This is a genomic window from Priestia sp. YIM B13551, assembly GCF_042787905.1.
GTDB lineage: Bacteria > Bacillota > Bacilli > Bacillales > Bacillaceae_H > Priestia.
On the sequence record NZ_JBHZOX010000002.1, the window covers coordinates 1,416,353 to 1,440,058 of the forward strand.

The window sequence follows — 23,706 nt, forward strand, 5'->3', positions numbered from 1 at the left end:
TTATTTATGCCCCATTTTTATACATAATAAAAGCTGACTCGTTTGAGTCAGCTTTTACTAGTCAATCATGTTCAAAATTAAAGGCCGCATTTCAGCTGTGCACCACAGTTTGTACATGTGTTGCATCCGCCCATTTCTTCTACCGTTCCTTGACGGCAAACCGGACAAGTATTACCTACTTCAGAACCGATTGTTACATCAGTTGAACGAATTTCATTAATTGTATCAACTAGCACAACGTGCGGTTTCGTTTCTTCTTTTGGCGCTTCAATTTCTTCATCAAACGTATTTTCTTCTGCTTTTAGCGTTAAGACTTGTGCATCACGGCTGCCGTCTACGTACACCGTACCGCCTTTTGCTCCGCCTTTATACAGACGCTCGTACACTTTTTGAACTTGCTCTACTGTGTAACCGCGAGGAGCGTTTACTGTTTTACTAATTGAACTGTCAATCCAGCGCTGAATCACACATTGCACGTCCGCGTGAGCTTGTGGTGCAAGTTCCATAGCTGAAATGAACCATTCAGGAAGGTTGTTTGGATCTGCTTCTGGATGCTGATCTAAATACTCTTGAACGATATCAGCTTTTACTTCAATAAATTTACCTAAACGGCCGCTTCGGAAGTATGAGAATGAGAAATAAGGTTCAAGACCCGTTGATACTCCAACCATTGTTCCAGTACTGCCTGTTGGCGCTACTGTTAATAAATGAGAGTTTCGGATACCGTTCTCTTTAATGTTTTCACGAATATCTTCAGGCATTTTTTTCATGAAGCCTGTATTTGTAAATGCTTCACGTAAAGAAGCCGTTTCAGCATCTGTTTCGCCCACTAAGAACGGGAAGCTTCCTTTTTCTTTTCCAAGCTCTACAGACGCGCGGTAAGCCGTCGTTGCAATTGTTTCAAACACTTTATCTACTAACTCATTGCCTTTGTCTGAGCCGTACTCTGTTTCACAATAAATAAGAAGATCGTGAAGACCCATTACACCAAGGCCAACGCGGCGTTCGCCAAGCGCTTGTTTTTGGTTTTCTTCTAAGAAATAAGGAGTTGCATCAATAACGTTATCTTGCATTCTAACGCCCGTTTCAACCGTTTGACGTAACTTTTCAAAGTTAACAGTTTTCGTTTCTTTATCTGCCATTTGCGCTAAGTTAACAGCAGCTAAGTTGCAGACAGAGAATGGTGCAAGTGGTTGTTCCAAATTTGTTATCGTAAAGGCTTTTTATCCTCTACCTCTTACGCTTCATATTTACGTAAGTTCAGCATACGTTTTCGTTACAATTATTCAGCCATTTCTTTCAAATACTCTTTCGGAGCTTTAAAATTGTAACGTTGCGGCCTCGTGGAAGCATTATAGTCTGTTATACAGGATCAGCTTCTATGCGTTGCCCCTGACTAAACCTTTACGTTTAGCCTTCGGTTCAGATTCCCATCTCAGGGTTCCTGCTTTATTCCGCAATGTTTTACATGAGGCAAACTATTCACCACATGGATTTGTTGCAACAACGTGCTGACCATATGCTTGAGCATTTGTCATATCATTAGCATTGTCAAAGAAGAAAATGCCTGGTTCAGCTGAGTACGTCGCACAAATATTAATTAAGTTCCATAGCTCTTTCGCACGGATAGTACGGTACGTACGAACTTTGTTTCCTTGTTTTGCCCATTCGCGCACATCGCCTACTTCGTGCCAGTTTTCATTGTAGTTAGCCATTTCTTCTTTTGAATAGCTTTCTACGTCTGGGAAGCGAAGTTCATATTCACCGTCGTCTTCAACAGCATCCATAAAATCTTTTGTTAAGCATACAGAAATGTTTGCTCCTGTTAAAAACTCTGAGTTATGAACGCTGTACGTTCCGCCTGTTTGCAGCTTTTCTTCTGCATCTTTAATGATTTTTTCACTGAACCCACCAAGACCAGGAATTTGTTTATAGTTAATGATTCCTTGGTACATCGCTTCTTCAGACTCTGTTAGCGGCGTGAACTTCAATTTATCTTGTGCATGCTTTTTAATCATTTCGTCATTTGTGTTTTCAATTAAGAAACGTAAAATGCGAGGGTTTTGCATTTTAGAAATGATAAACTCTACAATATCAGGATGCCAGTCGGCAAGCATGATCATTTGAGCCCCACGACGTGACCCACCTTGCTCAACAAGATGCGTCAGTTTAGCAATATCATCTAACCATGAAACCGAACCAGATGATTTGCCGTTTACACCGCGAGCCAGCGTGTTGCGCGGGCGAAGAGTTGAACCATTCGTTCCAACACCGCCTCCGCGGCTCATGATTTCCATTACTTGTTTGCGGTGTTCTGAAATACCTTCACGTGAATCTTTTACATAAGGCATTACATAACAGTTGAAGTACGTTACGTCTGTGTCAGCACCTGCACCGTAAAGAACGCGGCCAGCTGGTACAAAGTTTAGCTGAACAAGCTCTTGATAGAACTTTTCAAACCACTCTTTACGCTTTTCTTCTGTTTTTTCCACAGAAGCTAAGCCTGTTGCATTACGTTTTGCAATTTGCTCGTAGAAGACCTCTAGAGGCTTTTCAATGACGTCCAGCGAACGAGTAATTAACCCGTTTTCTGCTTCTTCAGGCGATAAAGCACCTCTAAACTCATCTTCTACCTTGACAACAGCGGTCTTTTGCTCAAAATTAATGCTTTCCACATAGCCAAGTCCTCGTGCTGGAAATTTTGGATCTTCTTTTACAGTTAGAACAACAAAATCTCCTTCTGATAACGTCAATTTTTCCGTATCTTTAAAAGCATAGCGGTCTAACATTACCAATCTTGAAACACCTTTATGAGTCAACTTCATATCCGGTGTAATCGGATGTACTTGCGGAAAGCGTTCAATATCTGAATTGAGCTTTTCAACATTCATATTCACTTTTTGATTTAACAAAACAGTCATTCTCACAACTCCTTACCTATCGAACATCTATAAATTTATTAACTTTTTTTCCTTTTAAAGGAAAAAGAGTTTTTCAATCAACTATCAATAACTTACCACAGGGCTTGGACGAATTCAATATATAGTATTTGACACTTATCCAAACATCTACATATAGAAGGGTGTCAAGTGAAATATTTTTTTTTTCGTAAAAAAAGTGTTTGACTTTTCTTCCCTATGTATTCTATCAGCCAAGAATTATTTCTAAAAATTCCAATAAAAAGTGCAACTTATAAGAAGTTGCACTTTTATCTATTTCCCATCGGCATCCGTTTAGCGCTTAAAGTTCCATTCATCCGATCCGTACTTTGTGCGCGCTAGTTCTTCTACGTATGCTTCCTCTTCTTCAGACAGTGTATACGGTTCTAAATCGATATCAAGAGCCGAAGCAAATCCTTTATAAAACGCTTCTTTTGCTTCTTCAATAGAGATTTTGCGGCCAGCAATTGCATTGATGGCTACCGCTTTAGAACGAAATGCGCGCTGCATTCTTTCTTTCACGCGATCATTTGGATAATTAAACACGCTGAATAATTTATCTTCATCAATCTCTAACAGAATAGAGCCGTGCTGTAGAATAACTCCTTTTTGTCTGGTTTGGGCACTTCCAGCAATTTTGCGGCCCTCTACAACTAGTTCATACCAAGAAGGAGCATCAAAACATACGGACGAACGAGGGTTTTTTAAGCTATTTTTTTCTTCTTCTGAACGAGGAATAGCAAAATAAGCCTCGAGCCCTAACGAACGAAATCCTTCCAGTAAACCTTCAGAGATTACGCGATATGCTTCTGTAACTGTCTTAGGCATGTTAGGATACTCTTCAGATACAATTACGCTGTAAGTAAGCTCTTCATCGTGAAGCACGCCCCTGCCGCCCGTTGGACGTCTTACAAAGCCTAATCCTAATTCTTTTACTTTATCAAAGTTAATTTCTTTTTCAGCTTTTTGAAAATAACCGATTGACAGCGTTGGAGGGTTCCATCCGTAAAAACGAATCGTAGGTGGAATTTCTCCTTTACTATGCCATTCTAATAACGCTTCATCTAACGCCATATTGTAATAAGGCGAACGGTTGTTGGAATCAATAAATCTCCACTTTGCTTTCATCTACCTCATCCTCAGCTATATGTAATATAAAAAATAAATCCGTTTTTTAGTCTACCAAAAGATTGAGCTAAGGAAAAGCAAAGAGCAACATAAAACTGTGAATTCAAATGTGGTAGTTTTTTCATTTTCGGGAAGAAATCCGCTAGATTCAAGGCAAAATCGCTTTACTTCTAATTTCATTCACTTATATAATAAGAGTATGGATTTTGTCGAAGAAAGGAAGAATCAGCATGTCACCAATTACAGCAGTACTCATTTTACTTGGAGTAATCATCATATACTCTGTCGTTATGTTCTTTTACCAACGTCGCATTATGAAAACGTTAACTGAAGAAGAATTCCGCACCGGCTACCGCAAGGCACAGCTAGTTGATATTCGTGAACCGAATGAATTTGAAAACGGACATATTTTAGGCGCACGAAATATTCCTCTTTCACAGTTCCGTATGCGCATTAAAGAATTTCGTCCAGATCAGCCTGTCTACATCTATTGTCAAAGCGGAATGCGCACAGGACGTGCAGCACAAATGCTTCGTCGCCACGGTGTTCAAGAAATCTATGATTTAAAAGGCGGCTTCAAAATGTGGAACGGTAAAGTAAAAAAGAAAAAATAATGGTATGTATATAGAAAAACCTCGCCTTTGGGCGAGGTTTTTTGTTAGACGTTTTGAACAGCCAGTTCTTTCTGATAGCGAAGAACTGGCTTTCTCGCTGCCAGCGTTTCATCAAGGCGCTTCACAACCGTTGTATGCGGAGCTTCCTGTACGACTTCAGGCGTTTCTTCTGCTTCTTTTGCAATTTGAATCATCGCATCGATAAACGCATCTAGCGTTTCTTTCGACTCCGTTTCCGTTGGTTCGATCATCATACACTCTTCTACGATAAGCGGGAAGTAGATAGTCGGCGGATGATAGCCAAAATCAAGCAGTCGTTTCGCAATATCCAATGTGCGCACGCCAAGCTTTTTCTGACGTTTTCCTGATAAAACAAATTCGTGCTTACAGTGACGGTCAAACGGAAGCTCATAGTGTTCTGCTAAACGACGCATCATATAGTTGGCATTTAGCACAGCGTTTTCCGTCACGGCTTTTAAGCCGTCTGGACCCATTGAACGAATATACGTATAAGCGCGAACGTTGATACCGAAGTTGCCGTAAAACGGCTTTACGCGTCCAATTGACTGAGGACGGTTATAGTCAAAGTGATAGCCTTGTTCTGTTTTCACAAGCACTGGTTTAGGCAAATACGGAATTAAATCTGCTTTTACCCCTACCGGACCAGAGCCAGGACCGCCTCCTCCATGAGGGCCTGTAAACGTTTTATGAAGGTTTAAATGCACAACGTCAAACCCCATATCTCCAGGACGGGCTTTACTTAATACTGCGTTTAAATTTGCACCATCATAATAAAGCTTTCCACCTGCTGCGTGAACAATTTCAGCCATTTCTAAAATATCTTCTTCAAATAACCCTAGGGTATTTGGGTTTGTTAACATTAAAGCGGCTGTATCTTCTCCTACTACGCGGCGTAAATCCTCTAAGTCCACTAAACCATGTTCGTTTGATTTTACCGTTACCGTTTCAAATCCCGCAACTGTTGCCGAAGCCGGGTTCGTTCCGTGAGCTGAGTCTGGAACAATGACTTTTGTTCGCTGCGTCTCACCATTTGCTTCATGATAAGCACGAATCATCATAAGCCCGGTCCACTCGCCGTGAGCACCTGCTGCTGGCTGAAGTGTTACTTCATCCATTCCTGTAATTTCTGTTAAATGCTCTTGTAAATCATATAAAAGTTCGAGAGCACCTTGAACCGTTTGCTCATCTTGAAGCGGATGAATATGCGCAAACCCAGCAATGCGTGCTGCTTGTTCATTCACTTTTGGATTATATTTCATCGTACATGAACCAAGCGGATAAAACCCTGAGTCTACTCCGTGATTTCGTTTTGAAAGCGCGGTGTAATGACGCATAATATCGAGTTCTGATACTTCAGGAAGCTCAGGAGCTTTGGTACGCACATACGCTTTTCCAAGCAGTTCTTCAGCATTTACTTGCGGCACATCTAACTCTGGCAATGAATAGCCGATTCGCCCTTCTTTACTGCTTTCAAAAATAAGTGATTGATTTTGATTAAGCATGAAGATCCCCCAATTCATTTACAAGTTGGTCAATTTCCTCTTTTGTACGGAGCTCTGTAAAAGCAAGCAGCATGTGATTTTCAAGCGCTTGGTTATCACGGCTAAGATCATAACCGCCAATTATTTTTGATGCTAATAAATGATTGTTTGCTTCTGTTACCGAAACAGGAAGCTTCACGACTAATTCGTTAAAAAACGGTCCTTCAAATGCTACATTTATCCCTTTTGCCTTTAACGCTTCATATGCATAATGCGTTTTTGATAAGTTTTGCAGCGCCATTTCTTTTACACCTTGCTTGCCTAAAGCTGTCATTGCAACTGATGCCGCTAAAGCATTTAACGCTTGATTTGAACAAATGTTAGACGTCGCTTTATCGCGGCGTATATGCTGTTCACGCGCTTGAAGGGTTAAAACAAACCCTCGCTTACCGTTTTCATCTACCGTTTGCCCTACTAATCGTCCTGGAATTTTCCGCATAAGCTTAGACGTAGTTGCAAAGTATCCGCAGTGCGGTCCTCCAAATTGACTTGGAATACCAAATGGCTGTGCATCTCCAATGACAATATCAGCTCCGAATTCTCCAGGGGGCGTAAGTAAACCTAATGATAAAGGATTGCTTGAAACCACAAACATGCATTTTTCTTGATGAGTAATTTCTTCAATTTCTTTTAACGGCTCGATTTGTCCGTAGAAATTTGGGTATTGGACAATAACAGCTGCCACGTCACTCCCCATCTCTTTTTCCAATGCAATCATATCTGTTACTCCGTCTGCTGCAGGGATTTCTACCACTTCAATGTATTGACCCTTCGCATACGTTTTTAACACATCTTTTGACTCAGGGTGAACAGCCGCAGAGACAAGTACTTTTTTCTTTTTTGTTTGACCCGCACTGAGCATAGCGGCTTCTGCTAAAGCAGTTCCTCCGTCATACATAGAAGAATTAGCCACGTCCATCCCCGTTAACTCACAAATCATTGTTTGAAATTCAAAGATGGCCTGAAGTTCTCCTTGAGAAATTTCTGGTTGATACGGAGTATAGGCCGTATAAAATTCCGAACGAGAAATAACATGATCAACAATAACCGGCATGTAATGATCGTAAACTCCTGCTCCTAAAAAAGAAGCATAGTCTTTTAAATGAGCATTTTTAGCAGCCATACTATTTAATTCTTTTAACAGCTGAGGCTCTGAAGCCGCTTTTTTAATATTGTATTCTCCTTGAAAACGAACGCGCTGCGGAATATCTGAAAATAAATCATCAACAGATGAAACACCAATTGCTGCTAACATTTGCTGCTGATCTTGTTCTGTCATTGGTAAATAGCGATGTAACATGTTAAATTCCTCCCCAAAGCTTACTTTGAACGTTTATAAAAAGGTGTTGAAACCACTTTTGCTTTTAAGCGTTTTTTTCGAACCTGCACTTCTACTTCCCGACCAAGCTCTGAATACTCTGCTGACAATAGCGCTAAACCGATGTTTTTCTTTAATGTCGGTGACTGTGTACCTGTTGTCACAAATCCAATTTGTTCTTCATCTGCAAATACTTCGTAACCGTGTCTTGGTATACCTTTATCAATCATTTCAATTCCTACCAGCTTGCGAGGTGCCCCGCTTTCACGCTGTTCTTTTAACACTTCTTTTCCAATAAAGCTGTCTTTGTTCGTTTTTACTGCAAATCCAATTCGAGCTTCAATGGGCGTAATATCTTTTGAAAGCTCTTGGCCATATAAAGCCAAAGTAGCTTCAAAACGAAGCGTATCGCGAGCTCCTAATCCGCAAGGCAGCACACCTTCATCACTGCCTGCTTCTAAAATAGCCGTCCACAAGTGAGAGGCGTCAGCTGAAGAACAATAAATTTCAAAGCCGTCTTCCCCGGTGTACCCAGTACGTGAAACGAGAGCTTTTACATTCGCTACTTCTACATCATCAGCAAATGTAAATGGCTTTAATAAAGATAAATTTTCGTTCGTTAACGTTTGTAAAACTTTTTCTGCTACAGGACCTTGTAAAGCTAGCTGCGCAGTTTCATCAGACTGATTAACGAGCGTTACATCTCCTTGTTTGTGAGACACCAGCCACTCATAGTCTTTTTGAATATTAGCAGCGTTTACGACTAGCAAATACTCTTGATCTGCTTTTTTATAAATCAGCAAATCATCTACCGTGCCTCCGTCTTCATAACACATAGCCGTATACTGCGCTTTTCCATCTACGAGGGTAGAAACGTCATTTGTCATCGTGTGCTGAAGAAAAGCTAAGCTATCAGCTCCTGTTACAAGAATTTCTCCCATATGAGAGACATCAAAAAGACCTGCCTTTGTACGTACAGCTTCATGCTCTTCTTTAATAGAAGAAAATTGAACGGGAAGAGCCCATCCTCCAAAATCAATTGTTTTGGCACCATATTTTTGATAGGTATCATAAAGCGGCGTTTTGTGTAATTCTGTTGTCATATTTATGTCCTCCTCTTTTTCACGTGAAACTTTTCATAACGGGGAGTTTTCAAATAGTGTGGGGATCACTACGTATCCAAACAAAAAAGGACAGAAAACCCCCTACTGTATTTAGTAGGAAGTCTCTGTCCTTTTCACCTGAAAGTTTACCTATAAACGAATAGGTTTGCCTCGTGGGTGGTCTATAAACGCATAGACACTCTCCAGAGCTGCGTCAAACAAGAGTCTTTTTGCCTGAGAGATTCACAATTTTATTGCTTGCTCCTTCGGCGCTACATTCAAGTAGTCTCTCCCCGTGTCGTCATTCGCTTCTATAAAGTTGGTAAAGTTGGGCATACTACTGAAAGATGTATCCATCTTTATTCACACAATCATTTGTAAAGTGCTAATCTATTTTCTTTTTCAAATTTTCTAAATATATTTTTATCCTACCTGATTCTTATCATTTGTTCAATAAATTTTTTTTACAAAGGAGCATTTTTATCATGAAAGTGAAATTAAACATCGATGAAACATGGGAAGCAGCCTTCTCAACTAAATTGGACCAAGACGGCCCTTGGTCTGCATGGGATTTGTATAAACTTGCCTATGAAATAGAAGACCAAACGCTTATCTCAGAATTTGAAGGACTACAAAGCCCAAAACATCTAGCCGATTTAACGCCGCTTCCTCATCAGCTCGAAGTAGCCAAACAAGTAGTTGAAACAATGAATGGGAAAGCCATTTTAGCAGATGAAGTAGGACTGGGGAAAACGATTGAAGCAGGGTTAATTTTGAAGGAATATATGATTCGCGGACTTGTTAAAAAAGTTCTCATTTTAGTTCCAGCTTCGCTTGTTTCACAGTGGGCTATGGAATTGAATCAAAAATTTTATATTCCCGCAGTCCCTCAAAGAAAATCATATGTGTGGGATCAGTGTGACATCGTTGTGTCTTCAATTGATACAGCAAAACGTTCTCCTCATCGAGAAATTGTGCTTGAACAAGACTACGACCTCATCATCATTGATGAAGCTCATAAACTTAAAAACAACAAAACAAAAAACTATGAATTTGTGCAAAGTCTAAAAAAGAAATTTTGTCTGTTGCTAACCGCAACACCGATTCAAAATCGAATTGAAGAAATTTTTAACTTAGTCTCTCTTTTAAAGCCTGGCCATCTCGGCAATAAAGACTATTTCGAAGAATTATTTTCCGCTAAAAAACGCTCTTTGCAAAACGATGAACACTTAAAAGAGCTTGTTAACAAAGTTATGATTCGAAATCGCCGCCACGATACTGGTATCGAATGGACGAAGCGAATTGTTCAAACCATTCCTGTTGAATTCTCGCCAAAAGAACGCGAGCTGTACGATGCGATTACGTCTTTTAAAGGAAACGGACTGCACCCTTCAAGCGCTTTTTCAATTTTAACCCTGCAGCGAGAGGCCTGCAGCAGCCGTGAAGCGGTGTATATGACATTAAAAAACATGCTCGAACGTCAGGAAGATCAAAACAGCGCATTAACGGAACATATGATCACTCCGTTAATGGAACTACTTCAGCAAGTGCCGCAAAATGCAAAAGCAGAAAAAGTGCTAGAGCTCGTTCAGAAAATTGATGATAAAGTCATTATTTTTACTGAGTACAGAGCAACTCAACTGTATTTACAGTGGTATTTAAAACAGCATGGAATTACCTCTGTACCTTTTAGAGGCGGATTTAAGCGAGGTAAAAAAGACTGGATGAAGCAGCTTTTTGAAAGCCACGCGCAAGTATTTATTGCCACTGAAGCAGGCGGAGAAGGAATCAACCTTCAGTTTTGTCATCATATCATTAACTATGATCTTCCGTGGAATCCAATGCGTCTAGAACAGCGAATTGGAAGGGTCCATCGTTTAGGTCAAAAACATGATGTTCACATTTACAATTTAGCCATTCAACATACGGTCGAAGAACATATTTTAAAATTGTTATACGAAAAAATAAACCTTTTTGAACGAGTTGTTGGAGAGCTAGATGATATTTTAACAAAGCTTGATTTAAAAAATATCGAAGAGCATATTCAGGATATTTTATTTCATTCGCGGAGTGAAGGAGAAATAAAAATCAAAATGGAGAACTTGACGTCTATTATTCAATACGAAGACAGCGAGGAGGATCAGCATGCAGCAAACTGATATTCATCAATTTTTAAAGCGTTATTTTCTAGCTAATAATTGTTCTATTGTCACAGAAACATCTTCTTACCTGACGGTTCAATTAACGATTGAACTCGATAAAGAATTGATGAATCGTCCATTTTATTGGCACTATATTGAAAAGACGGGAGGAGAAGCAACTCCTGCTTCGCTCACTTTCATTACAGATCCAGCATTTGAAGACGATTCCGTTCAAGGAGAACGAATTCATTTCGGTTCACCTAGGCTACACCAAATTTTCGCTTCTACTCAAAAACTAGGCGGGTTTATTCACTTGTATGAACAAGTTGCATCAGCTCAGCCAACAAATCAGCCTTTACACCCTTGGCTTGCATTAAATATTAAAGTCTCGTACAAATGCGATCGTAAAAAAGATGAGCTCTTGTCGCTTGGCATTAATTTAATCAATGGACAGATTATTGAATCATTTCATGAATTAATCATTAATCAAAATTTGTCATCTAAAATCTCAGACTATTGCTTTACTCTCTCACCTTTTATTAAACCTAAAAGTGCCATCGCACGACTCACATCATATGTGACTGACTATGTTAAAGCTCAGCCAACTGAATGGGCTGAAAAAGCGCAGGAGAGATGGTATGAAGACTTAGCGCTTCTTGATCATTTTTACGAAACAGCAGAAGAGCTGCCAGAGATATATATGACCGAAAAAACAGCGCTTCAAGAACTGTACGAGCCGACTATCTTGTTTAAGTTTATAAACGGTGGCTTATTTTACATATCGCCTGAAACGATGTCTCGTCAATTTAACAAAACACAAGCCGGTTAAAAAAAAGATGAGCATATGATATGCTCATCTTTCTTTTTTCTTTCGATACCACAGCATAAACGACAGCGGAATCATTCCAAACCATCTGTTTGCAAAAGGTGCTCGCTCTTCTTTTTTTTGAATTTTTTTCGTTTTCCTCTCTTCTTTTGGCTGATCCATATATTGTACAAATTGCTGTGTCATATATTTTACATAATCATTCGTTTTCATATAATCATCTCCTCAGCACTATTATATCCGGAGAGAAAGAGACTTAATCCGTCCACTTCACAATGTGCTGATCCTTTTTTTGAATATATGCCGTTTCCGTCAATGCTCTTCCTTGCAATGTTTGACACTTTATTTTTAGGATGATCATCTGTTCATCTTCACTTACTACTTCGTATGAAACCGTACCAGTTTCTAATACTAAAGATGCAGATGGAGATTTATTATGTTCTTTTATTTCTTTTTTTACATGTACAACCGCGTTTTCTAAAAGATGCTGCAGACGATTTTTCTGCTCTACTTCTTGATAAAATGAACTTTTCGTCACAAAATAAGTGGTTTGCTGAGCTACTAACAGAAGAAAAAGCGCACAAAATGCCAAAACAACTGGGAGAATAAATCCTTGCTCATTATGTTTCATGAGCAAGCATCAAAAACGTCGTAATGGTTTCTTCTCTAACTTTGTTAACACCGTCTGTTGAACGAATCAAAAGCCTTTCTTTTTGCTGTTCATACATAATATTCTTAATGTGCTGCAGCACAACTTCATGACCGCTTTCATCCACTCGTCTTCTTATCTTGTCTTCGTAGCGTTCATAAGTGATGATCTGATTATTTTCCATTTTCAACGTAAGCGTAGTCGCATGAATTCCCACTTCTTTTGCTTCTCGATATTCCATAGCAAGTTGATTCACAAAAATTCCCCACTCCATTTCATTCATACTAAAATCCGGATTATATGTTTGCTTAGCTAGCGGAATGATAATGGGGAAAAATGAAACAATGATCAAAAAAAGAGTAAAACTGACTAACATCTCTACAAGCGTAAAGCCTTTTTCCCTTTTCACTTCAACATCACATCACACTTCTTTTTCATTTTCTCAGCGGAATCTGTCCATTCTACACAAAGCTTTTGAGCACTTTCTCCGTTCCACTTCAGATAAAACGCAACGTTTTCTTTTACGATTTTTTCTCGCCGTTTATATCCTGCTTCATATTTATATTTCAATAGCTCTTCGTGCAAGATAGCATCAGCTTGATACGAAACATATTGCTTCTTTTCTGCTTCCTTCATCTGAACATACAAAGGAATAATTGTACCGGTTAGGAGTAAAAGCATGCTAAATGAAACAAGCATTTCTAACAAGGTGTAGCCCTGCTGACCCTTACATCTTGTCCACATAAAAACGCCCTCTGCCTATTTGAAAAGTAACTTTATATTTAAATTTTTGATTGCTGATAAAAATGGTCTTCGCTTGAGAAATATTGCCGTTTTTGTTGTATTGTATCGTGGAATTGCCGCTTCCAAACGTGATATGAATGGTGGAGTCATAAGCGCGCTTATAAAGAACGGCACGAGAATCAGAAACAATATATTCTGTTCCCTTCGGTGCGAAGTTAATTTTAATTGGAGATTCTCGGTTCATTGCTGTTTGCTGCACATAAAACGTGTCGCTTTGCAGCTGTCGCAAAAATAATGTGATTTTGTAATATTCCACAAGCGGACGAATGGCTACAATAATGGAAAACATCATCACTTGCACAATAAATAAAACCATCAGCATCTCAATGAGGGTAAATCCTTTTTGCTTAAGAAGAACCACTAGCTGTAACCTTTCCGGTACCGTCAATTTGAATGGCTTGACCATTTGGACACACGGTGCCTTCTTTTAAGTAGCCTCCTGCTTCAAGCTCTTCTAGACTTGGTTTTTCGCCATTTTCAAGTTCGTATACTTGTACCTCAGCCTCTACGGTTTTGACAAGAGCTGAGCAGCCTTTGTTGTTAATAACCGTATTATGCTTTAATACATTTGGAATCATAATGAGCAAAAGCACGGTAATAACGAGCATAACAATGAGCATTTCAATAAGGGTAAATCCTTTATCACCTTTTAGAATCATATTCTTTCACCTTTCTACAAGCTCGACATCACTTCTAACATCGGAAGCATAACGGACATATACATAAGCAGAATGACAATTCCGATGAATAAGAATGTAAGCGGCTGTACATATTTTAAAATACGAAAAATAAACTGTTCCATTCTTTCCATCATAAATAGACTGTAATCATACAGTTCTTGAGAAAGCTCACCGTTCTGCTGACCATGCACAATAACTTGAGCCAAGTCTTTTTCATAATGAGATTTACCTGAAACGATATGATCTAATCGCATTCCTGAGGAAAGTTGATCTGTAAAAGCAAAAGCTTCCACTTGAAAAAACGGATGATGCTCTTGCTTTTGAAAAAGAGCAAAGCATTCATAAATAGATAAACCACCATTTAGTAAATTGCTCATATGAACAGAAAAAAAGTACGAGTTAAATAGCCGTGTGAACGTTCGGATAACGGGAACTCTCATAAAAAGCTGCATTTGAACTACTGGAGGCAATTTTTTAATATAAATCACATAAAACAAATAAAGAATGATTGGCATACTGATGACTGCAGGTAACACAAAAGGAAAGAACGACATCGCCTGCATAAATAAGAGAATAAACGAAGACTGCTTGTTTCCAAAGGATAAGTACAGAGCTTCAAACTGTGGAAGTAAAACCGTACTTAAAACAAATAAAATGGAAAGAATAAACAGCAGTAGCAATACGGGGTATTGAACAAGCTTTTGAAATTTTTTACGATGCCTTACTTTTTCTTCAATCATTGAGCTGCTTTCTTTTAAAGCAAATTGAAGGTTTCCATGCTGTTCCGCAAAATATAAATAGCTTAAAATATCGCGGTGAAACTGAAGTTTAACAAAAGCATCGTGCAAAGATTCTCCTCGTTTTAACTGCTCAAGACATTTTTCAATATCCGTTTTTTCTTTGTTAGATACTTGAAACGTCAAAAACGAAAGAGCTTGAGAAAGAGTGTAGCCTTTTTCCAAAAGCTTAGAGACCTGCTTAAGAATTTTTGCTTGCTGAGCAAGAGACCACCTTTTTTGTCTATTTGTCTTTACCCCCATCCGTCTAGCGAATGCGGATATAAATAGCCTAGCGCGATTCCTTTTAGAATCACATCTCGGAGCGTCTTATAATCATAATCCGCATTTTCTCCTTTCACTTCTCTCATCACTGCACTAAGCTCCTTGCCATAAAGCAATTCGTATATGCTGGACTGACGATGCTTTCTCATTTTTTTACAAGCGGGGTGGCATTTTCCGGAACACAGCGGACAGCGAATTTCTACAAGGCGCTGTGCAGCTACTGCTACAAGAGTCTGTTCCATTTCTTGAAAGCTAACCCCAAATTCAAGCAGCCTGTACAAAGATCCTTTTGTATCTTTAGTATGCATCGTTGTCAAAACCAAGTGTCCGGTAAGTGCTGCTCTCACAGCAATTTTGGCAGTCTCACTATCTCTTATTTCTCCCACCATGATAATGTCTGGGTCATGGCGCAATATAGCTTTTAAACCAGTCGTGTACGTAATCCCCGCCCGTTCATTTACCTGTACTTGAAGCACGGTTTCACTCGGTTTTTCAATAGGGTCTTCTAGTGTAATAACATTTCGATTAAAAAGGTGCTTTACTTCGTGTAAAAGAGTATATAGAGTAGTGGTTTTACCTGATCCTGTAGGACCGGTAAAAATAATTAATCCATGAGAGAATTTCAAGAGAGAAATAAGCTTTTTAGTATGTTCAGGAAAAAGAGATAAATGTTTGAGAGATGTAGATTGTTGGTGAGGCAAAAGCCGAATAACAAGACTTTCATCATGAGAAGTAGGAAGGGTTGATAAACGCAAATTTACTTGATAGTGATCAATGGAAGTGGTCAATGCACCATTTTGAGGTTTTCTGCGCTCGCCAATATCCATTCCCCCTAAAAATTTAAAATGCGAAATGAGCCGTTCAGACATTTCCTTTGAAATAACCCTCTTTAAAATAAGCTCCTGGTCAATTCGCAGCTGAATCACAGCATCTTTCTTTCGGGGCACAATATGCACATCAGAACTTCGGCACTCACATGCATCTCGTATAATGTAAGTTGCAAACTGTTCAATTTCGGTCAAGCGATCATCACTCCTTTATTTGTAATAAAGATGATTAGTAAAACATCTAGAAACAGTAATTTCGACCTTTTTCGAGATTTTCCTCCTTCTTTTTTCATTTTTTATAATTTTTTCAGTATACGCTTCTTTTCTTCGCTTCAGCCCTTGTACACGATGTACAACTTCTGTACACCTCTAAACGACTACATAAAAAAAGACAACGTGATGTAAAACTCTACGCTGTCGTTTTATTCGTTATTTACTGAATTGAACTTCTTCATCATGTACGCTTACACAACTAGAGAAGCAAGACTTGTTTTTTTCTTGACTAAATTTTTAAGAGCAGATTCGTTATAGCCTACTACAAGCTTTTTGCCATCTGTTAAAATTGGTCGGCGAAGCAAACGAGGATGTTCAATTAATAGATTGACTACTTCAGATAGTGTCATGCTATCCACATCAACATTTAACTTTTTATATTCTTGACTTCTTTTAGCAAGAAGTTCATCCATCCCTTCTGTTGTCATAGAAAGAAGTTCAAGCATTTCTTTATGAGTAGGTGTTTCTCTAAATAAATGACGCTCTTTAAAATTCACATCTTCCTTCACTAGCCACTTTTTCGTTTTACGACAAGATGTACAGCTCGGGTACGTATAAAATTTAATTTCTTCCATATGAAACCCTCCCGTTTTTTAGTTATAGATTGTTTATATACATTGTACACGTTTTGTATAACTTTTGTATAGTATTTTACACATGTTTTGTATAACTTTTTTTCTTCTGTCGTATTTCAAGGAAAAGATAGCGTTTTCAGGAAAGAAAGGATGTATTATAATGGAAAAGTATCGATATAGTTTCATAAGTGCTTTCTAGTGCTTACACAGCGATGACATTCATCATGACACTAACTAAGTTTGATAAAGGAGGAAATGGACGTGGAACGAATGTACCGTGTAATGGGGTTCTGGACAGCAATTTTCACTGTAATGTTTTACCTCGGTCACATGCATAAGACTTCTTTACTCTTTTTAGCTCAAACAGGCTTTTTTGTAATTCTTAGTTATTTAAAGCTGTCTGAAAGAATGTACATTTACGTTTTCGGAGCATATTTGACCGTCTTTTTTGTGGGGTTCACGTACTGGTCAACTTTTATGATGACACCAGGACAGTAAAGAGAAAAGCGATGGGCTTCCATCGCTTTTTGTATTCTTAAAAACCATTTAGGAAAGGATTTTGATCCATTTCGTGTCCCACAGTTGTTTCAGGTCCGTGACCGCTTAGTACAAGCGTATCTTCTGGAAGGGACAGCAATTTCGATTCGATGCTTTCTAACAGCTGAGTTTGATTGCCTCCAGGTAAATCTGTGCGTCCAATGCCGCCTGCAAAAAGTGCGTCACCAGATACTACAAAGTTACCCGATTTGAAATAATATGAAACGCTGCCAGGAGAATGGCCAGGCGTTTCGTACACCTCAAATTGGAATGAGCCAATTGTTAAATTGCCTTCGACTGAAATAATATCGGTTGCATCTGGAGCCGTAATTTCTCCTAAATCAAAAAATTTCGAACCGTTTAAATCACTATTATGAAGCCATTCTTTTTCATTTTTATGTACATAAAGCGGGATAGAGTAGTGATTCATCACTTCATCTACTCCTCCAATGTGATCAAAATGAGCGTGTGTCAGCAAAATAGCCAACGGTTTATACGTTTGTTTTTCTAGAAATTCAACGAGCTGTTTTCCCTGAGCTCCCGGGTCAAAAACTAAACACTCTTTTTTTTCGTTAGCAACGACATAACAATTCGTTTGAATAGGTCCTAGCGGTATACGATGATAGTTCATAATGTATCCTCCTTGTAAAATTTATTTCCGTTATATGCATTATCATACACACATCATCTTATAAATGAAAGTAAGGACCTTTCTAAGCTAATAAGGCGAAAGAAAGATTGGTTTTCATCTCGACAAACGGTTAGAAAAGTTTTACAATTAAAGGGATAAGCTAATGATAGCGCTTTAATTTTAAGTTGCCTAAAGGAGGTTTCTTCGAGTGGGTCTTATGATTATTTTTGCACTAACAACATTGCTAGGCGTATTTGCAGCTATTTCATCTTTTAGAAATAAAAACATATTAGGCATTGGTTTTTCGGTACTAACATTCGGTGTATTTGGATGGTTTACCGTGATGACCATTATACATCACGGTTATCCGGCGGTACATCATTAAAAAAAGCCACGCAAAGCATATGCTTTGCGTGGCTTTTCAAATAGATAGATATTCCATTGCCGCAACTAAAATAGCTTTGGTCGGATTATATACGCGTGATATTTGAGATAGAGGCAGCGGATTAATTCCTTTCCCCAGTTCTAAGGTGAACCCTAGCTTTTTCTTTTCTAAGATAAACCAATCCTTAAATCCAGCGTGACTATCAATCGTTTTGACTGCTTTATAACCGCTTACCCTTTCAAAATAACTGGCTATTTCCTCCGCTTCCGTCGGCTCTTCATTCATATACCCCCAGTAAAATTCTTCTCCTTGGGTATGTAAAGCAATCACACAATCAAAATCATGACGCTCAACGAGTTTTACCATTGCCTGCGCTTCAGGTTCAGACAGAGATTCATAACCTGGAAAGTCCCGATAATGCGGAGCTTTAGGTTCTTTGCGCTTTTTTTCAATTTCCCAATAAGCCGGAAACTGATTGTTTAAGTCTACCCCTCGGATATTTGCTTTCCAGCTTTGAAAATCAGGAAAATCTCTTCCTATTTTAGAAAGAAAAGACGCATAAGGTTCACTTACAGGAGGACCTTTTAAGACCAGATCTACTCCGTCTGGATTAACAATTGGAACCGCAGAAAGCGTAATTTGATTAAAAAGAGCTCTTGCTTCCTGCCCGTTCAACGCCTGGTTGTAATGAAGAGCAGCTAAATAATCTTCAACAAACTGTAGAAGAGCATTTGTCGTAATCCATTCATTGGCATGAAAAGACGCATTAATATGAACCTTTCTTTCTCCGTTTCCAATTAAAATATGAGGAATCGGCTTTCCAAGCACGCTGCACCCTATCCATTCAAGAGAACCATAGGGGTAGTACGTCAAAAGTGTTTGGATATCTTGTATTGTTCGTGTGTAATCGTAGGGCTTTTGGATATCTACAATTTGCATAATCTTCACTCCTTTACACTATGTATATGTAAAGATTGAAAAGATGCATGATAAAAAAGCGCTTTGACTAAATGTCAAAGCGCTTTTTTATCTCAGTTAGATTCTTGCTTATTATTCAAAATAAGATTTAACTAACCAAGCTCCTCCAATAATTCCCGCATCGTTTCCTAAAGTAGCGATTGCTAGTTCAGCACCTTGCGCTACGCGAGGAAATGCAAAACGTTTGAAATAATCTCTTACCGGTGCAAGTAATACCTCGCCTGCACGAGACACACCGCCTCCTAGAACGATCTTCTCAGGGTTTAATGCATTAGCAGAGTTTGCTAGTGCTAGACCTAAATGAAAGGCAACTTTATCTACAACATGCATAGCTAACTCGTCTTTTGAACGAGCTGCATCAAATACATCTTTAGATGTAACTTGTCCATTTTGTTCTAACACTGTGCGAAGCTCACTTGGTTTGTCCGTTTCCGTTAACTCTTCCATTGTTAAACGTACAATTCCAGTTGCTGAAGCAATTGTTTCTAAACAGCCGGTTTTGCCGCAGTTACACGGTGCCCCGCCTTCAGGAATAGAAGTAATGTGCCCGATCTCACCAGCGGCTCCATTTACGCCTTGTACAATTTCACCGTTTGCAATGACGCCACCGCCAACGCCTGTGCCAAGCGTAACGCAAAGTAAATCTTTTGCTCCGTCTCCAGCACCCTTCCACATTTCTCCAATTGCTGCAATGTTTGCATCATTGTCTACTACAACAGGAAGAGAAGTTTCTACTTCCAAGATATCTTTGATAGGGAATTTTTCCCAACCTAAATTGACAGCTACTTCAATCGAACCGTTTGCAAAGTTGACAGGCCCCGGTGCACCAATACCAATTCCTACTAACCTTGATTTTACTTCTCCAAGATCGTTTAACTTTTTATCAATTGCTTTTGCAATATCTGTTGGAATTTTACGACCTTGCTCGCTCACATCCGTATTAATTTCCCACTTGTGAATGATTTCTCCATAATGATTAATAAAGGCCATTTTTATTGTTGTACCGCCTAAATCAACTCCAACTAACCATTTGTCATCCATGTTCATTCATCCTTTTTCTCTTTTTGTTGTTTTAACTCTCGACGAAGCAAAAGAATTGCCATTTGGTAATCACGTACATCAATCAAGTTAGACTGATATAACTCTTTTACTTCCGCTTCCATCAGCTCTAAATCAGCAATACGATCGCCCACGTATATAAAAATGCCGAAGGACTTTAATAATTGTTGTACATCATATAGCGTATTCATTCTGTCACCTTTATCCTATTTTCTAGGTGATATGATTCATTTATTTTGAGATAACTCAACAGTCATTCAGTCATAAACAGCGGCCGTATTTAACGCCCACTGCTAGGTCTACATATTAATATTCTAGTAAACGTTCTCACAATAGTAAAGTATAAAATATTAAATTCGTCATTCAACAGTTTTAATTTTCTAGCTCTTGCTTCAGCTTTTCGTATTTTTCATTTTGCGGTTCAAGCTCAATTGCTTTATCGATATTTTGTGTGGCCGCTGGAATATCATTCAGTTTCATATTCACCAGAGCTAAATTGTAATACGCCTCATGAAAAGTTGAATCATACTTTATAGCCTGATTCAATTGCTGTTTAGCTTCTTTATAATTTTCAAGATAAAATTCTGCGCTAGCACTGACGAAATACACGTTACTATTTCCTGTTCCTTTTTCAACAAAAAGCTTAATGGCATCTTTTGCTTCTTCATACTGCTTCTGCTGAAGATACGTAGCCGCTACGCTGAGTGCATAGGGCTCATCTTGATAAACAGAACGCTCATGATATCCATAAAAAAGCAGACTTCCTACTAATAAAAGCGTGCAAATGAAAGCCGGAATCTGAATATACAGCTTTTTTTGTTTCGGTAAACTGACGATGCTCGCAGCTAAAAACCCGCCAACCAAACCGCCAATATGCCCTGCATTATCGACGTTCGGCGCAACAAATCCAAAAATCAAGTTAATCACAATGATTACAATGAAACTCGACCCCATTGTTCGAAAAAAGAAGCGTGGATTTGTTCTTGCTATAAACAGTAAAGCTCCAAAGCAACCGAAAATAGCCCCTGAGGCTCCTGCGGAAATAGACGTATTCCATATAAAACTTCCTAGAGATCCTGCAAACCCGGCAAATATATAAATAAAGACAAAACGCCCGCTGCCATATATCCTCTCTACAAGCGTTCCTAAATAATACAGGGCTACACTATTCATAAGCAAATGCAGGAGTCCTATATGCAAAATTATAGGTGTAAAAAAACGCCACCATTCGCCTTCCATAATTAAGGGGTTGTATTTAGCTCCGTATTGAATCAGAGTGAGCGTATTTTGTGTACTGCTCTTCCACTCCAGAAATAGAAACATTAAGATTTGCAGCGCTAAAAATATATATGTAAAAATAGGCTTCCCGTATCCAGCTATTTGCTGCTCTTCGCTTTGTTTTTTCTGTACAAAAAGCACAATTTTATGTTTCCACTGCTCTATTCGCTGTGCTTCTTCTTCGGAAGAGCAATTGTCTGCGCTTTCTAATGTAAGACCCAGCCGTTCGAATAGAGGTTCATAAGCGCTTGCTTTCTCTGCCGTTAGTTGTTCAACGTAACTATTCACTTTAGAGGGACTTGGCGCACTTTCTAAGGACTGCTCTGTATAAAAAGGATCAAAATCAGCAAAGTAAATCGTGTTAAGAGTAAGCGTTGATTTACCTCTCTGCTTTCGCACATTCTCAGCTCTTTGTAATGCATACAATACATCTTTTTGCTGCTCAACGGCTGATTTAAAATTCCGGCGGACTATACGGACGATTGACTTATCTTTACGATGCGAAGACTGAAACCATAGCTCTGAAGCATCAGCTTTCATCGAAATCAGCTCGTATGAAGAATGGCCAAGCAATTGCTGTGCCAGCTGCAAATAATAAAAATCTTGCCTAGACAAATAGTCACCTCCTCACACTCTCTATATGTAAAGATGGCAGAAAGCCAGGAAAAAAGCAACGATTTTCCCTTTTTCTTTTTCTACAAAAAAACACCTTACAAGTCTGTAAGGTGTTTTTTATGTATCTTTCGCTCTTAGCGGAAGACCTGCTTCATTAAACGATCCCGAACAAACGGCAAATTAAAAAATGAACGAACAGCTAGACTGCGGATAAATGAATTTCCAAACAGCGAATTTAAAACACGGTATCTCATTTGATAGCCCAGCGTTCCAACAACTAAAAGCGTAAGTACTAATACAATATGTCTCATTTTCAAGCCTCCTTACGTTTACTTTGCTCCTATGACGAACATTTTATGCTCTTATATAGGTAAAAGCAGGATAAGGATTCCGCCTGTAAAAGCAGCAAGCAAAATAGCGGCAAGATTCACAACATCATTGTTAAAGAAAGTTATTCCTTTCTCTTTTATCGTTGGCTTACGGCAATGGTCTTTCCGTTCCGTTTCAATACCGCAGCTTTGACAGCGAAAGCGAACTTGCACACTTGCCCCAAGAAGAGTGTCTATAGCGTTTCCAATAAAACCAAAGCACCCGACTAGCAATATACTACTCAGCGATACGGATGGAAAAGCAAAATAACAAGCGGCAGCGATAAGAAAAGCTCCGGCTGCTCCGGCTGCTGTACCTAAAAGTGAAACGGCTCCTGAGGTACCCGCTTCTACTCTCTTTAATGTCCAAAGGTAAAACGGCGGCTTCTTACTAAGAGACCCTATTTCAGATGCCCATGTGTCCGCATTAGCAGCTGAGATACTGATCATAAACATCCACATGTAAACAGGAAAAGCTGTTGCTGCATATAACAAACCGCAAGCAGCAGCTACACCTCCATTAGCAAGGACTTGAATATAATCTCGTCTGTCGTGCTTCTCTAGCTTTTCTTCTAATGCGCGTTTTTTTTCTTTTTTGTACTTACTACACAACGTAGAAGTGCTAAAAAATAAGAGTAAGAGTAAAAAACCTTGAAGCGAAAAGCCGATATAAACGCTCGCTCCTACGAGAAAAGACATGCAGGCTCCCGATACTGTCAGTGCTTTTGCTATGTAGCCTGCTCCTGCCATGAGTAATATTACAATTATCATGACAGCATCAAACGGATTCACAGCAAATAAGCTCCTTCTCTGTCAAAATATATTCAACGGGAATATCATGAGATTCATGGGGGACCTCTGAAACGACTTGACAATCAAACGCAAGGCTTAGCTTCTGTCCGGTATAATCTGTTAGATAACGATCGTAATAGCCGCCTCCATAGCCGATACGATATCCATTTTTGCTATATACCACGCCAGGCACAAGGAGTAAATCAATTGAAGATTTTGAAACGGGAACAGTTTCTTCAACAATTGGCTCCGCTAACCCGTAGTACACTGTTTCAAGCTGTGAAAAATTCGTAATCTCGTAGAAAACCATTTGAGATGTTGTGGGGTTGCATTTTGGAACAGCTACTTTCTTTCCATCTTTCCAAGCACGTTCAATGATGGCTTTCGTATTAACTTCTTTATTTCTTGAAACCGTAGCTGCAATGACTCTAGCTTCTTTCCATAAACAAGTTTCATACAGTGCATTTGCTATGCTTGTTGAATGTGCCTCGTGCTGCTCTTCAGAAATTAAATTAAGAACGCGCTTCATCTCTTTGCGCAGATGAGATTTCATTTTAATTCCC

26 protein-coding genes, 2 pseudogenes and 1 riboswitch are annotated in these 23,706 nt (G+C 39.0%); of the genes and pseudogenes, 5 read left to right on the forward strand and 23 right to left on the reverse strand.

The features are described from left to right. Positions 1 to 77 precede the first annotated feature (77 nt). The 3 genes and pseudogenes from ACFX4N_RS16890 to ACFX4N_RS16900 all read right to left on the reverse strand — a co-directional run. Positions 78 to 1,199 (reverse strand): annotated as a pseudogene (locus ACFX4N_RS16890) (ribonucleoside-diphosphate reductase); the annotation flags it as partial. Positions 1,200 to 1,484: 285 nt separating this feature from the next. Then, a pseudogene (locus tag ACFX4N_RS16895) lies at positions 1,485 to 2,921 on the reverse strand (vitamin B12-dependent ribonucleotide reductase); the annotation flags it as partial. A 312-nt stretch (positions 2,922 to 3,233) separates the two neighbouring features. After that, entirely contained in the window at positions 3,234 to 4,067 is an 834-nt protein-coding gene (locus ACFX4N_RS16900) for a lipoate--protein ligase family protein (protein ID WP_013085005.1), read from the reverse strand. Positions 4,068 to 4,297: 230 nt separating this feature from the next. On the opposite strand from ACFX4N_RS16900, the gene ACFX4N_RS16905 reads away from it, so the two are divergent. After that, positions 4,298 to 4,681 (forward strand): rhodanese-like domain-containing protein, encoded by a 384-nt coding sequence (locus ACFX4N_RS16905; RefSeq protein WP_057274022.1) that lies wholly within the window; start codon positions 4,298 to 4,300, stop codon positions 4,679 to 4,681. 44 nt (positions 4,682 to 4,725) lie between these two features. On the opposite strand, the gene gcvPB is transcribed toward ACFX4N_RS16905, so the two are convergent. The 3 genes from gcvPB to gcvT are packed head-to-tail and all read right to left on the reverse strand — an operon-like array spanning position 4,726 to position 8,664. After that, positions 4,726 to 6,204, reverse strand: coding sequence for an aminomethyl-transferring glycine dehydrogenase subunit GcvPB (gene gcvPB / locus ACFX4N_RS16910; RefSeq protein WP_057274023.1), 1,479 nt, complete (start codon positions 6,202 to 6,204; stop codon positions 4,726 to 4,728). Next, positions 6,197 to 7,543 (reverse strand): aminomethyl-transferring glycine dehydrogenase subunit GcvPA, encoded by a 1,347-nt coding sequence (gcvPA, locus tag ACFX4N_RS16915; protein WP_029320219.1) that lies wholly within the window; start codon positions 7,541 to 7,543, stop codon positions 6,197 to 6,199. Before gcvPA ends, gcvPB begins: the two co-directional genes overlap by 8 nt. A gap of 20 nt (positions 7,544 to 7,563) precedes the next feature. Further along, a complete protein-coding gene (gcvT, locus tag ACFX4N_RS16920) occupies positions 7,564 to 8,664 on the reverse strand; it encodes a glycine cleavage system aminomethyltransferase GcvT (protein WP_055992503.1) in 1,101 nt (366 codons plus the stop codon). Between the two features lie 212 nt (positions 8,665 to 8,876). Next, positions 8,877 to 8,969: riboswitch (glycine riboswitch) on the reverse strand. A 180-nt stretch (positions 8,970 to 9,149) separates the two neighbouring features. Here gcvT and ACFX4N_RS16925 point away from each other — a divergent pair. Together ACFX4N_RS16925 and ACFX4N_RS16930 are read left to right on the forward strand one after the other, a co-directional pair. Further along, positions 9,150 to 10,823: a DEAD/DEAH box helicase gene (locus tag ACFX4N_RS16925; RefSeq protein ID WP_057274024.1), complete on the forward strand. Its 1,674-nt coding sequence runs from the start codon at positions 9,150 to 9,152 to the stop codon at positions 10,821 to 10,823. After that, positions 10,810 to 11,634 carry a YqhG family protein gene (locus ACFX4N_RS16930; protein ID WP_013059169.1) on the forward strand — a complete coding sequence of 275 codons (825 nt, stop codon included), beginning with the start codon at positions 10,810 to 10,812 and terminating at the stop codon, positions 11,632 to 11,634. The genes ACFX4N_RS16925 and ACFX4N_RS16930 overlap by 14 nt, the downstream gene beginning before the upstream one ends. A 24-nt stretch (positions 11,635 to 11,658) precedes the next feature. Here the strand turns inward: ACFX4N_RS16930 and ACFX4N_RS16935 are convergent, their stop codons facing one another. The 9 genes from ACFX4N_RS16935 to ACFX4N_RS16975 all read right to left on the reverse strand — a co-directional run bounded on the left by ACFX4N_RS16935 (position 11,659) and on the right by ACFX4N_RS16975 (position 16,500). Continuing rightward, the gene (locus ACFX4N_RS16935; protein WP_013059170.1) at positions 11,659 to 11,844 is read right to left on the reverse strand and encodes a YqzE family protein; all 186 of its coding nucleotides are present in this window, start codon (positions 11,842 to 11,844) and stop codon (positions 11,659 to 11,661) included. A 43-nt stretch (positions 11,845 to 11,887) separates the two neighbouring features. Next, positions 11,888 to 12,262: a competence type IV pilus minor pilin ComGG gene (gene comGG, locus ACFX4N_RS16940; protein ID WP_013059171.1), complete on the reverse strand. Its 375-nt coding sequence runs from the start codon at positions 12,260 to 12,262 to the stop codon at positions 11,888 to 11,890. Next, on the reverse strand, positions 12,252 to 12,689 hold the full coding sequence (gene comGF, locus ACFX4N_RS16945; RefSeq protein ID WP_057274025.1) for a competence type IV pilus minor pilin ComGF: 438 nt from the start codon (positions 12,687 to 12,689) through the stop codon (positions 12,252 to 12,254). Before comGF ends, comGG begins: the two co-directional genes overlap by 11 nt. Then, complete coding sequence (locus ACFX4N_RS16950) at positions 12,686 to 13,024, reverse strand: type II secretion system protein (protein WP_013059173.1); 339 nt, start codon at positions 13,022 to 13,024, stop codon at positions 12,686 to 12,688. Before ACFX4N_RS16950 ends, comGF begins: the two co-directional genes overlap by 4 nt. Continuing rightward, the gene (gene comGD, locus ACFX4N_RS16955) at positions 13,008 to 13,445 is read right to left on the reverse strand and encodes a competence type IV pilus minor pilin ComGD (RefSeq protein WP_057233454.1); all 438 of its coding nucleotides are present in this window, start codon (positions 13,443 to 13,445) and stop codon (positions 13,008 to 13,010) included. The genes ACFX4N_RS16950 and comGD overlap by 17 nt, the downstream gene beginning before the upstream one ends. After that, positions 13,432 to 13,743: a competence type IV pilus major pilin ComGC gene (gene comGC / locus ACFX4N_RS16960; protein ID WP_013059175.1), complete on the reverse strand. Its 312-nt coding sequence runs from the start codon at positions 13,741 to 13,743 to the stop codon at positions 13,432 to 13,434. Before comGC ends, comGD begins: the two co-directional genes overlap by 14 nt. Positions 13,744 to 13,757: 14 nt before the next feature. Beyond that, entirely contained in the window at positions 13,758 to 14,804 is a 1,047-nt protein-coding gene (gene comGB, locus ACFX4N_RS16965) for a competence type IV pilus assembly protein ComGB (RefSeq protein ID WP_013059176.1), read from the reverse strand. Beyond that, positions 14,795 to 15,847 (reverse strand): competence type IV pilus ATPase ComGA, encoded by a 1,053-nt coding sequence (comGA, locus tag ACFX4N_RS16970; RefSeq protein ID WP_013059177.1) that lies wholly within the window; start codon positions 15,845 to 15,847, stop codon positions 14,795 to 14,797. The genes comGB and comGA overlap by 10 nt, the downstream gene beginning before the upstream one ends. Positions 15,848 to 16,116: 269 nt before the next feature. Beyond that, a complete protein-coding gene (locus ACFX4N_RS16975; protein ID WP_013059178.1) occupies positions 16,117 to 16,500 on the reverse strand; it encodes a Spx/MgsR family RNA polymerase-binding regulatory protein in 384 nt (127 codons plus the stop codon). 261 nt (positions 16,501 to 16,761) lie between these two features. Here ACFX4N_RS16975 and ACFX4N_RS16980 point away from each other — a divergent pair, with 261 nt between their 5' ends. Next, the gene (locus ACFX4N_RS16980) at positions 16,762 to 16,998 is read left to right on the forward strand and encodes a DUF2626 domain-containing protein (RefSeq protein WP_013059179.1); all 237 of its coding nucleotides are present in this window, start codon (positions 16,762 to 16,764) and stop codon (positions 16,996 to 16,998) included. Between the two features lie 37 nt (positions 16,999 to 17,035). Here the strand turns inward: ACFX4N_RS16980 and ACFX4N_RS16985 are convergent, their stop codons facing one another. Continuing rightward, positions 17,036 to 17,668 carry an MBL fold metallo-hydrolase gene (locus ACFX4N_RS16985; RefSeq protein WP_057274026.1) on the reverse strand — a complete coding sequence of 211 codons (633 nt, stop codon included), beginning with the start codon at positions 17,666 to 17,668 and terminating at the stop codon, positions 17,036 to 17,038. Positions 17,669 to 17,876: 208 nt separating this feature from the next. On the opposite strand from ACFX4N_RS16985, the gene ACFX4N_RS16990 reads away from it, so the two are divergent. Then, positions 17,877 to 18,053, forward strand: a complete 177-nt coding sequence (locus tag ACFX4N_RS16990; RefSeq protein WP_013059181.1) for a DUF2759 domain-containing protein — start codon at positions 17,877 to 17,879, stop codon at positions 18,051 to 18,053. Between the two features lie 36 nt (positions 18,054 to 18,089). Here the strand turns inward: ACFX4N_RS16990 and ACFX4N_RS16995 are convergent, their stop codons facing one another. From ACFX4N_RS16995 to ACFX4N_RS17025, 7 genes are all read right to left on the reverse strand, one after another. Next, a complete protein-coding gene (locus ACFX4N_RS16995) occupies positions 18,090 to 18,992 on the reverse strand; it encodes a M14 family metallopeptidase (RefSeq protein ID WP_192099989.1) in 903 nt (300 codons plus the stop codon). Positions 18,993 to 19,103: 111 nt separating this feature from the next. Beyond that, positions 19,104 to 20,072, reverse strand: a complete 969-nt coding sequence (locus ACFX4N_RS17000) for an ROK family glucokinase (protein ID WP_013059183.1) — start codon at positions 20,070 to 20,072, stop codon at positions 19,104 to 19,106. 2 nt (positions 20,073 to 20,074) lie between these two features. Continuing rightward, a complete protein-coding gene (locus ACFX4N_RS17005) occupies positions 20,075 to 20,281 on the reverse strand; it encodes a YqgQ family protein (RefSeq protein ID WP_013059184.1) in 207 nt (68 codons plus the stop codon). Between the two features lie 181 nt (positions 20,282 to 20,462). Then, entirely contained in the window at positions 20,463 to 21,983 is a 1,521-nt protein-coding gene (locus ACFX4N_RS17010; RefSeq protein ID WP_057274028.1) for a rhomboid family protein, read from the reverse strand. Between the two features lie 134 nt (positions 21,984 to 22,117). Next, positions 22,118 to 22,294, reverse strand: a complete 177-nt coding sequence (locus ACFX4N_RS17015) for a hypothetical protein (protein WP_013059186.1) — start codon at positions 22,292 to 22,294, stop codon at positions 22,118 to 22,120. A 51-nt stretch (positions 22,295 to 22,345) separates the two neighbouring features. After that, on the reverse strand, positions 22,346 to 23,143 hold the full coding sequence (locus ACFX4N_RS17020; RefSeq protein ID WP_013059187.1) for a DUF92 domain-containing protein: 798 nt from the start codon (positions 23,141 to 23,143) through the stop codon (positions 22,346 to 22,348). After that, positions 23,130 to 23,696, reverse strand: a complete 567-nt coding sequence (locus tag ACFX4N_RS17025) for a 5-formyltetrahydrofolate cyclo-ligase (protein WP_013059188.1) — start codon at positions 23,694 to 23,696, stop codon at positions 23,130 to 23,132. The genes ACFX4N_RS17020 and ACFX4N_RS17025 overlap by 14 nt, the downstream gene beginning before the upstream one ends. Between the last annotated feature and the right edge of the window lie 10 nt (positions 23,697 to 23,706).